The following is an 11,290-nucleotide window of genomic DNA, read 5'->3' as shown; positions in this document are numbered from 1 at the left end:
GACTGATAATAATTTTAAGGAAACCTAGAGGAAGCAAGTGAATAATATCTTTGATACAAAAATTGAATATCTAAAAGGAGTAGGGACTGTTAGGGCAGAGATTCTCAATAAAGAGTTGGGTGTATACACTTTCGGCGATTTATTGGAGCAGTACCCTTTCCGTCATGAGGATAGAACAAGGTTTTACAAAGTCGATGAAGTAATCAATGATACTACAGCCGTACAAATAATAGGTCGGCTAACATTTAAGAATACAGTTGGAGAAGGAAGGTCTAAAAGGTTGGTAGCCTCTTTTTCAGATGAAACTGGTGAGATTGAATTGGTGTGGTTTAGAGGAGCGAAATGGATTGAAAAGAAATTGACGGTAGGGAAGTGGTATGTCCTTTATGGAAAGCCTCAACGATTTGGTGCCAAAATGTCTTTTTCACATCCTGAACTAGATGAATACGATCCTTCAATACCCCGTACGCAGAAAGGTGGTTTAGTGCCTGTTTATCATACCACTGAGAAAATGAAAAATAAGGGAATGGACTCTAAAATGCTGGCGAAGTTGACGAGGACTTTGCTTGAAAATGTGTACCGTTCTATTTCTGAAACATTGCCGGAATACCTTATCAAGGAAAATGATTTAATATCAAAAGGATTAGCGGTTGCTTGGACACATTTTCCAAAATCACCTGAAACTTTAGCACAAGCATCGTATCGTTTAAAATTTGAAGAACTCTTTTTTCTGCAGTTAAAAATAATAGCATCAAAGGCAGGGAAAAGGACAGATAAATTTAGAGGGCAGATTTTTGAGAAAATCCCAACATTCAACCTTTTTTATAAAGAACAATTACCTTTTGACCTTACAGGGGCACAAAAAAGGGTAGTAAGAGAGATTTATAATGACATGCGAAGTGGCTATCAGATGAATCGTTTACTACAAGGAGACGTGGGAAGTGGTAAAACCATCGTTGCTTTTATGTGTATGTTGATGGCACTCGATAATGATGCTCAATCAGCGTTGATGGCGCCTACAGAAATTTTATCTCAACAACATTATAATGGGTTGAAGCCTTTTGCAGATGAGATGGGAGTAACGATTGCATTGCTGACAGGTTCCTCTAAAACCAAGGAAAGAAGAGTGATAGATGAGACATTGAGAGATGGCTCTTTGAAAATTATTGTAGGTACTCATGCTTTAATTGAAGATAAAGTAGACTTTTATAATCTTGGACTTTGTGTGATTGATGAACAGCACCGTTTCGGTGTAGCACAAAGAGCGGCGCTTTGGAAAAAGAAAAGTAAAGCCAAGCCTCATATGTTGGTGATGACGGCGACACCTATTCCAAGAACGTTGGCAATGACCGTTTATGGTGATTTGGAGGTGTCTATTATTGACGAATTACCGGCAGGGCGTAAACCGATTATCACTTGGCATAAGTTTGAAAAAGGGAGACTGAGAGTATTTGGCTTTATGAAAGAGCAAATAGAATTAGGTCGTCAAGCTTATATCGTTTACCCATTAATTGAGGAATCAGAAACTTTGGATTATAAAAACCTAGAAGAAGGTTACGAAGCAGTATCAAGAGCCTTTCCTGAATATAAAGTCAGCATTGTGCATGGCAGAATGAAACCCGCTGACAAGGATGCTGAGATGCAACGTTTCGCCGATGGTAAAACCCATATTATGGTAGCCACTACTGTAATTGAAGTAGGTGTAAATGTCCCGAATGCCTCTATTATGATTATCGAAAATGCTGAGAAATTTGGTTTAGCACAGTTGCATCAATTAAGAGGTCGTGTTGGTAGAGGGGCAGAGCAGTCTTATTGTGTTTTGATGACAGGTGATAAGCTTTCTAAAGATGGAAAAGTCCGTATTCAAACGATGGTAGATACAACAGATGGTTTTAAAATTGCCGATGCAGATTTAAAGTTGAGAGGCCCTGGAGATATTGAAGGCACTCAGCAAAGTGGTGTCTTGGATTTACGTCACGCAGATATTGGTCAAGATGCTGCTTTATTGCAATATGTGAGAGGAATTGCAGAGAAATTGATTGATGAAGATCCTGACTTAGCAAAGGAAGAACATGGGATTATCAAACATCAGCAGTCACTCTTGGTGAAAAAATCTGTAACGAACTGGAGTAGGATCAGCTAATACCGGTCAATTACATTTGATAAGCTCTCTTCTCTTTCAAGCTTCAGTTTTTTTCGAATTCTATACCTCGAAGTATTGACGCCATTGATTGAAATATTAAGTAATTGTGCCATTTCTTTAGCCGAGAAATGTAATTTTATAAGAGCACAATGCTTCAATTCAGTAGAAGTTAGTTCAGGGAATTTACTTTTAAGGTTATCATAAAAATTTTTATTTACATCAATAAATCGTCGGTCAAATTCATTCCACAATTGAATACGATGTTTGGTATTCAATTTCACCAACTTTATTAAAGCTTTATTTTCCGAAGCATGTATTTTGATTGCACTCATTAATTCATTGAGGAGTGATTCTTTGTCAATTAACTGTAATGTAAAAGAAGTCAGTTCTTTATTTTTGATTTCAAATAAAGCCTTATTTTTTTCTTCCTGATGCATCGCTTCAAGCTGTTGCTTTTCCCTTTCAACCTTAAATTTTTGTTGTTTCTGTCTTGAATGTATGATTAGAAGAATGATGATAAAAAAAGCAATGACCACTACAAAAAGGATAGAATATTGAAGACTTTTTGCTTTCTGGTGAGCAAGTTCATTTTCAGTTTGAAGTAAGGCTTGATCTCTTTCTTTTAATTTCTCTAAATAGTTATTCTTAATATCTAAAAGTCCAGCATTCTGATTACTCTTTGCACTGAAGAGTTGATCATTTACTTCCTTGGATTCATTCATTAATTGATAGGCTTCTTTGTATTGCTGTTGTTTATTTAATGTAAAAGCCAATAGTTTTAAGCATTCTGCTTTGGTGTCGTAATGAGCATGTCTGACTTCAATATTTCTCAAAGCTTTTCTAAAATAATTTTCTGCCATCGGCCACTTTTCGAGTTTTATATAGGCACTGCCCAAGTAATAATAAATGATGGTAAGGTAAAATGGATTAAACCGCTCAAAGTGTTCTTTTGCTTTTAGTAGGATGGGAAGGGCTTCATTTATTTTACCTTGAAGCATAAGAATATTTCCTTTTTCCGTATCTAAATAAACTTTCTGCTTCTCTGTATATTTCATTTGTTCCGCTAGTGTATAGCAGGTATCCAAGTAATGAAATGCTTTTTGATAATCGCGTTCAATACGATAATGTAGCGTGAAATTATAGTAACAGGAGATGATTGCTTTTGGCGTTAATTCACCTTTTTCAACCGCTAGCTTTGCAAATTGAAGCATCTGTTTTTCATGAAAAAAAGCTTCCTCATTCTTGTCAAAAACATTATAAAGGCGAGCAATGTGTTTGTGGACTTCATAGAGTAAAGTGAAATGATTGTACTGTTCAGCAAGATCTTGGGCTTTCCAAATATGAGTATAGCTATCACTGTAATTTCCTTTTCGAGCATTGTGGTCAGAGAGTCCTAATAGGGCCTTGATCATCCATGAAGAGTCTTTTTTTGAAGTAAAATGATCATAGCAATTTTGAAGTTCCTTTATTTTTGCAGAATCATGCTGAATGACCGTATTGTATAATTGAATATAATGTGAAATACTGTCTTCTTGTGCTTTCAAAGAAGTGTTAGTTTGAAGAATAAGATAAAAAAGCACCCCAGTAATGATAAGTAATCTCTTCATTTTCAGTATTTAATTAAACTGATAAATTTTTCCCTTTTACTGAATATATAAACAGGTGAAGAGATGCGGTGAAATAAATTTTTGTGTCTTTGTATAATTTTTGAATGACCCCGTTTTTTGAATAAAAAAGTCTTTCAGAGGATCTTTAGGTGGAATTATTACTTATGTAAAGAACACGTAAAACCATGAAATCTCTTTTTTATTTTTTCATCTATGGACTGTTGATTTTTGAAGTCAATGCTCAAAATATTATTACAGAAAAATATCATCCGTCAGCTTTTCCATTAATCGAAAATGGAAAAATACCTACCATACTATTTGCTCAAGAAGATCATGAGGTTGTAAAAACGACTGTCAAACATTTTACTCAAGATTATCAATTAGTAAGTGGTAAAATACCCAGAGTCACCACATCTAAATACCCAAAAGAAAATGTGATAATTATTGGCTCTCTAAATAACAGTAAAGTGATCTCGGCCTTAGTTGAAAAGAATTTAATCGATACTGTTGGGCTGACTAATCAATGGGAAAAATACAGTATTCAAGTGATTTCTAATCCTTGGTATAAAAAGAAAAAAGCATTAGTGATTACAGGGAGTGATAGAAGAGGGACAGCTTACGGAGTATTTGAAATCTCTAAACAAATGGGAGTGTCACCTTGGTATTGGTGGGCGGATGTTGCTGTAGAGAGAAAGAAATCACTTTACGTCGATCATAAAGGATTTAAAAGTAAATCGCCAGATGTAAAATATAGAGGGATTTTTATCAACGATGAAGATTGGGGATTGCATCCGTGGAGTGCTAAAAACTTTGAAAAGGAGTTAGGAGATATTGGACCAAAGACTTATGCCAAAGTATGTGAATTGCTGTTACGCTTAAAAGCCAATTACCTTTGGCCTGCAATGCATGAGTGTACCGGTGCCTTTAATAAATATGCCGACAATAAAGTAGTGGCTGATCAATACGGAATTGTGATGGGTTCCTCTCACTGCGAACCTGTTTTATTTAATAATGCCACGGAATGGGATAAAAATAGCATGGGGGAGTGGAATTATGCCACCAATCGAGAAGGAATCTGTAAGGTATTGGATCAAAGAGTTTCTGAAAATGCACCTTATGAAAATCTGTACACAATAGGTATCAGAGGTATTCACGATCATGCTATGGAAGGTGGTTTTTCAGTAGAAAGAAAAATAGAATTGGTAGAAGAAGCGATCCAAGATCAAAGGTCAATTTTGGCAAAGCATACAGGAAAGTCAATAGAAGAAGTTCCTCAAATATTTGTGCCTTATGCTGAAGTGCTTCATCTCTATAACAACGGTTTAAAAGTTCCTGATGACATTACGTTGATGTGGGTAGACGATAATTATGGCTATATCCGTAGGCTCAGCGATCCTTTGGAGCAGAAAAGGTCTGGAGGGAGTGGTGTCTATTATCATATCGCTTACTTAGGAAATCCACATGAATATACATGGTTGAGTACTACTAATCCTGCATTGATTTATCAAGAAATGAAAAAAGCGTATGATTATAAAGCGGATCGAGTTTGGATGGTAAATGTGGGTGATATCAAACCAACGGAATACAATACACAATTTTTCCTTGATTTAGCTTGGGATGTCAACTCCATAAAAAGAGAGACTGTTTTTGATCATATGTACCAATGGTATCAAGATATTTTTGGAGAAGAGTTAGGTAAACAATGTGCTGACTTGATGTATGATTATTACCAAATCAATTTTACAAGAAAACCTGAATTTATGGGTTGGGGAGAAGAGTTTTCCAGTTCAAGATGGAGAGAAAGAATTGAAGATACGGATATCAGTTTTACTAATTATAGAGAAGCAGAGTCAAGACTTTCGGAATTTAAAGCATTAAGTCATCGTGCCAATAAGCTGAGAAGTTTAATGCCGAAAAAAGACCAAGAAGCCTTTTTTGAGTTGGTTTATTATCCCGTTCGTGGAGCACATTTTATGAATCATAAATTGCTTTTAGCTCATAAAAACAGATGGTATGCTTCTTTACAGTATTCGGGGACAAATGAACTGATAGCAGAAGTCAAAGCCTATCACGATAGTACAAAATGGTTGACAGATGAATATGGAGCACTATTAGATGGAAAATGGAAAGGGATTATCTCAGAGATTCAATCACCAGGAGCAACTTTTGCGAAGCTACCTCCAACAACTAAAATTGATATTGCTCAAAAGGCAGGGTTAGGAGTGATGGTAGAAGAAAATGAACCTTCCATCGGAATCAATACACTTTTGTGTCTGCCTACATTTACTTCACATTATAAAGAAGCCTATTATATTGATGTTTTTAATAAAGGCAGGGTACCTTTAATATGGTCTGCTGAAGTGAGTGAAGACTGGATTCAACTGAGTAAAACTTCAGGAACCACGGCGTTAGAGCAACGTATTTTAGTGACGGTAGATTGGACTAAACTAAAATTTAATTCTACGGGAAACATTCGTATCACAAGCGGAGAGGAAGAGGAAATTATTTATGTAAAGGCATTCGATACCAAAATTAATCAAGATAGTCTTCAAGGCGTATTTGTAGAGCAAAATGGTGTGATTTCGATTCCATTGGAGAAATACCATCAAAAAGTAAATAAAGAAGAGGTCAGTTGGGTAGTCAATCAAGGACTGGGAGTGACAGGAGCCTCATTGACCATCGATAATAATCATGCTAAAACCGCAGGTCATTGGGCTAGAAATGATAAATACGCTCATGTGGAATACGAATTCTATACGTTCAATTCAGGTCGATTTGACATCTCCACCTACGTATTACCGACTTACCCTATCAATGGTTTCCAATTGCACCGCTTTGCAGTTTCTGTAGATGATGAATCACCAAAAACAATTTATGTGGGAGCAGAAATTGACAGTGATCGATGGAGAAATAATGTAAGGAGAAATTCCTCTATTCACACTTCCTCTCATTATATCACTAAGCCAGGAAAACATACGTTGAAGATTTATTATTTAGATCCAGGGGTGGTATTGGATAAAGCAGTGATGGATTTTGGAGGATTGAAGAAGTCGTATTTGGGACCTGGTGAAACAAGATTAGAAGATTTAAAGATAAAATAATAGTTGGTTGATTCTTTACGAAGAAAGAGGCTGTTCTTATTTTGAACAGCCTCTTCGTTTATAATTTATTTTTTTCTAGAACTGCATATTCAATCCTCCATAAACTTGGAATGTAGGTTGACCTGCTCCGTGTACGATAACACTTGGTTGTGGTTCAACAAAGAAGTTTAAAACCGTTTTATCTAGTTTCACAACTTTACCAACACCTAAGCCGATTGGAACAGCATAGTTACCAGTTTCCATATCAAAAGCCATGATTGGTGCACCTCTGAAGTATAACCCTTTACCTAATTGCCAGAAGTAGAAAGGTTGTACTGCTAATAAGTTCACACCATCACGGCTTGGATCACCACCGATGTCTGTTCTCCATGTTACTAATCCACCATATTGGAATTGAGGACTAGCGATGGCATAAACAACAGCGGCAGCACCTAATGTATTTTTTCCGCTACCCAATGCAGCATCACTTGCTGTGTTGAAACTTGCTGATGGACCAAATCCAAAAGTGATTTTTGGTTTCATTACACCTAAGTAGAAAGCAGTTAAGTCAATATCACCTAGGCCTGATTTACTAAAATTAGTAGTTTCATTATTGATAAATCGAGTTTCCAAAGGAGCTGATAATCTCCATAATACACGACCTGTTGGCATTGCAAATCGCATCCAAGTAGAATTTGCCGCTCCTCCCGTAGTTTCATTTAAAGCAGGTCGAGCATAATGTTGAATATTGAAAGCGACAAGGTCAGCTAAAGGGTTGTTGGCTTTGGTTAATTCTTCTGCTGAAGGCCCTTTTTTATCTTGAGCAAATAAGGACGTTAAACTTAAAAGTAAAATAGCAATTGAAGTGATGAACTTTTTCATTTTATTAGTATTTAGATTGATAAATGAGATTGTTTAATTATCTATTACAAAGGTGGTTATATCTCCGTTTCTATCCTTTAGGGAAAGGTTAGATCTAAAAAATTAGGGTTTCCCTTAGTTTTTGAATCGATAGTATTGAACGCAAAAAAGCCCTCCGAAGAGGGCTCAAAAGCATAGTCTACGAATGATCGTAGTTCTCTCTAAAAATTGATATGAAAATTATTATTTTTCAAAATTAATACGTTTGGCACTGAAGAATCCACCAAGGATTAAATCCCCATCTTCAAGGAAGTACCCGATACCACCCCAGTTGTTGTAGTAAGCACTTTCTGTTGGCATTTTCCAACGACCTACCATTTCACCAGTGTTCCAATCCAAACCAGTGTATTCGTAGTTCAAGCCTACCTTGTTAGCAAAGTAAATGACGTTCGATTTGGCAGATACGTGAGGTACCATTGTGTCCGTATTATCAATCGTCATATTAGTCCATGACTTCTCGAATTTGTTTTCTTCTGTATTCCAAACAAACTGTTGGATACCTCTTGGTGCATGACGAGTGACACCTGATGTCATCGCATTACCAAAAATATCTCCTCTAGTTTCTGAAGGCTCAGGGAATGTACAGTTAATTACAACGACTCTATTTCCCATCACAACAGGAGAAGGTTCGATAGTAAGATCACTGACATCTACTCTGATTTGATCCGCAATTCTGCGTGATTTTGTACCTTCTTTTTGTTTAAAGTTGGAAGGGATTTGATCTCGCCAGAAAGCGACTAGTTTTGTTCCGTTTTCATCAGCATCAGCGATAAGAACCAATTTGTCTTCATCACCACCGAAGCCCATCAAAGTAGGGGTTGTACCACTACCACGTGATAACGCACCCATGGCTACTGCTTTTTCACCGTCCATGGTATCATAAGGTGCTTTCCAACCACCATCTTTTTCATCATAAGATAGTTTTTTTCCTGTCCATACTACCTTGTACATATTTTCAGAAGTCACCACGTAAATACCTGTTTCGTCGAAAGCGATACTGTTATCTACAATTTCACCAGGGAACGTGATATAACCTTTTAGATCTAAATCACGAGAGTATAAACCTACCATTCCTGGAGCAGCAACTGCCAAGTTACCATCGTAAGTCATACCAAAACCAACGGCTCTTGTTACATTTTTTGCAAGATCAGCAGGAAGACCGTCAGTGATATTGGCTGTTTTGACCAATTGCTGAGGTGCATTTACATCATTATTATCAGTTGATTTCATAATGTTTACACCACTATACATGGAGTAGTGGTAGCCCTCATTATCAAACAAGTTATATACACCATTGGCTACTGTTTTAAAGGTAAAACCAAGCTCTGCCATATTCTTTGATTCCGCTAAAATGGCTTTATCATCATGAGCAAAACGTGCTTTGTCCATACGGTCAACTACTTCCATTATTTCATCTGGATTAGCACCTTCTAATCCTGGGTAAGGTAAGAAAGAAACTTGCTCGAACTGATCGCCAGTAGCAAGCACTTTTCTCACTCCATTTACACCGCTAATCATGATAATTCTATCTTTTCCGATATGTTTCGTGGTAGGATTAGAGTTGAAAACGGCAGGGATAGTTTTAACTTGATCTTTACTTAATTGCATACTAAATGCTGGACCTGCAATAGGTGATACATCCGTTTGTGCTGGGTTATGATGCGAGGTAGGATAAACACTTTCAGTTAACCAAGGGTTCGTTTGTGGTAAAGCATTCATCTTACTATTGGGGTGATCTGTTTGTGCTAATGCCTGAAAACTAGATGCTACCATAAGACTTGCAACTACCGCTTTTTTTGAATTTAAATTAATCATTTTCTTATTGTTTAGATTGATAAATGAGATTGTTTAATTATCTATTACAAAGGTGGTTATATCTCTTTTTCTATCCTTTAGGGAAAGGCTAGATCTAAAAAATTAGGGTTTCCCTTAGTTTTTGATATTTAAATTTTTGGCATAAAAAAAGCCCTCCGAAGAGGGCTTAATAGTATCATAAAATATAGGTGTATTGTATATTCTTAATATGACTTTTTCTCAATATCAGGCAGTATCCAAGTGCGGTCTACAACTTCTTTTCCAGGAGAATAGAATCTGAAGTAAGGGAACCACGCACGACCCTCTTCGGTTTGAATCCAATTGCTTTCAAATCCTTTTGGAGCTTTTGGACCAAAGTAAAGGTCAATAGAACCGTTCATATTTACTTTTAAATGCTGTCTTGAAGATAGATCTGCTTTTTGCATCTCATTTTGCAGTAGCGTACGAGTGTTCACTTCATACAATGTCACCGACCAGAATGCTTTTGCTGGAGGATTATCAGGAAGACGTAAACGGTAATTCTGTCCACCGTCTAACCAATCGCCATCCGCATCTTTATAAGAAGTAAGGTAAACTTGACCATATCCACCATTGACCATACCGTGCATAGCGATGTCATTAGAAACGGCTTCATAGAACCAAGCAGCACGTCCGTCTAAAGCATCCATATTTTCACGACGTTGGTTTGGAGGAGATGTAGTAGCAATTTCCCACGCTGATCCTTCCATGTACGGAGCATCTTCTAGGCGTTCCGTTCCATCAAAGTCTATCGCTTTAGTCATTGCTTCACCAACGTAAGAGGCCTCCGTTAGAATTTCTTTTTGATAAGCTGTAGGAGCAAAAGGTTTTCCTCTTTCGATACCTAGCGGTTTCAACATTGCCATAAAGAAACGGTCTCTTTCATGAATAGGACCATTAGTATTGATTCCTTCTGCTAAGCGTTCAAAATATTCCAAACCTCTTGGCGCAGCCGCCATCCAAGGTCTTTCATTGGTTTCAATATATCCTCTAGGGTGTGGATCTTCACGTTCTGAATAAGGATAGATGTTGTAATTGTCCAATACCTTCATTCTTTCATCTTTGTCGGGAGACATTAATCGAAGACCTGTCATGACTGAATTAGTATTTGACCTTACAACTTTATATTCTGATAAATCACCTTCTGGCATTTTCGTTTCAGGTCCTAATATCAAGAACTTGGTAGGTTCTGTAAAACTAGCCAAACCAATTTGCCACATATTGGACATTGATCCCCTTACGCCTCCTTCTGGCACTTCCATAATCCAAGGATCATCCTGTACTTCTATAAAAGTAAGTGCGTAAGGAGTAGTGGCATTATAAGTCAAACCACCCACTCTGTCTTTATAAGATTCATGCAATATGATTTGTCCATTTTTTAGTCCTAAATCATGATGGAAGGAGTGTTGCCATTGTAAAAAGGAAACATAAGGTGTAGCCCAAATATAAGCTTGAGTGGCACGTTGGAAGTCCATTTCATCAAACAAAAGATGTACAGTTTCTTCCGTTGGGTAACCATTTTCAAAACCATGAGTAAAACCTAATTTCCCAATTCTAGTATCCATTGAATTAGAATCTGATTTGATTTCTTCAACAGTATCAGTAGTTGGCAGGGTAGTATTACAGCCAGATAATAGCACTGAAGCTAACGCCACTTTAGCAATGATATCTTTTTTCATTTTCTTGATGATTTGATTGAATTTTGA

General features: G+C 36.9%; 6 protein-coding genes. 2 read left to right on the top strand and 4 right to left on the bottom strand.

All coding sequences use genetic code 11. The features are described from left to right. The first annotated feature begins 37 nt into the window (after window positions 1-37). Complete coding sequence (gene recG, locus AVL50_RS21785) at window positions 38-2,143, top strand: ATP-dependent DNA helicase RecG (RefSeq protein ID WP_062618574.1); 2,106 nt, start codon at window positions 38-40, stop codon at window positions 2,141-2,143. Here recG and AVL50_RS21780 read toward each other — a convergent pair. Continuing rightward, window positions 2,140-3,750, bottom strand: coding sequence for a tetratricopeptide repeat protein (locus AVL50_RS21780; RefSeq protein ID WP_062618573.1), 1,611 nt, complete (start codon window positions 3,748-3,750; stop codon window positions 2,140-2,142). The genes recG and AVL50_RS21780 overlap by 4 nt on opposite strands. Before the next feature lie 185 nt (window positions 3,751-3,935). Here AVL50_RS21780 and AVL50_RS21775 point away from each other — a divergent pair, with 185 nt between their 5' ends. Further along, a complete protein-coding gene (locus tag AVL50_RS21775) occupies window positions 3,936-6,851 on the top strand; it encodes a glycosyl hydrolase 115 family protein (RefSeq protein ID WP_062618572.1) in 2,916 nt (971 codons plus the stop codon). Between the two features lie 75 nt (window positions 6,852-6,926). On the opposite strand, the gene AVL50_RS21770 is transcribed toward AVL50_RS21775, so the two are convergent. The 3 genes from AVL50_RS21770 to AVL50_RS21760 form a co-directional block, all read right to left on the bottom strand. Beyond that, on the bottom strand, window positions 6,927-7,712 hold the full coding sequence (locus AVL50_RS21770) for a hypothetical protein (protein WP_062618571.1): 786 nt from the start codon (window positions 7,710-7,712) through the stop codon (window positions 6,927-6,929). A 222-nt stretch (window positions 7,713-7,934) separates the two neighbouring features. Next, window positions 7,935-9,566, bottom strand: a complete 1,632-nt coding sequence (locus AVL50_RS21765) for a hypothetical protein (RefSeq protein ID WP_216639077.1) — start codon at window positions 9,564-9,566, stop codon at window positions 7,935-7,937. Between the two features lie 203 nt (window positions 9,567-9,769). Next, window positions 9,770-11,263, bottom strand: coding sequence for a DUF1254 domain-containing protein (locus AVL50_RS21760; RefSeq protein WP_062618570.1), 1,494 nt, complete (start codon window positions 11,261-11,263; stop codon window positions 9,770-9,772). Window positions 11,264-11,290: the final 27 nt, after the last annotated feature.

Source organism: Flammeovirga sp. SJP92, from assembly GCF_001583495.1.
Classification (GTDB): domain Bacteria; phylum Bacteroidota; class Bacteroidia; order Cytophagales; family Flammeovirgaceae; genus Flammeovirga.
The sequence above is the reverse complement of the archived record's forward strand: the minus strand, read 5'-3'. Positions and strand labels throughout refer to the sequence as shown.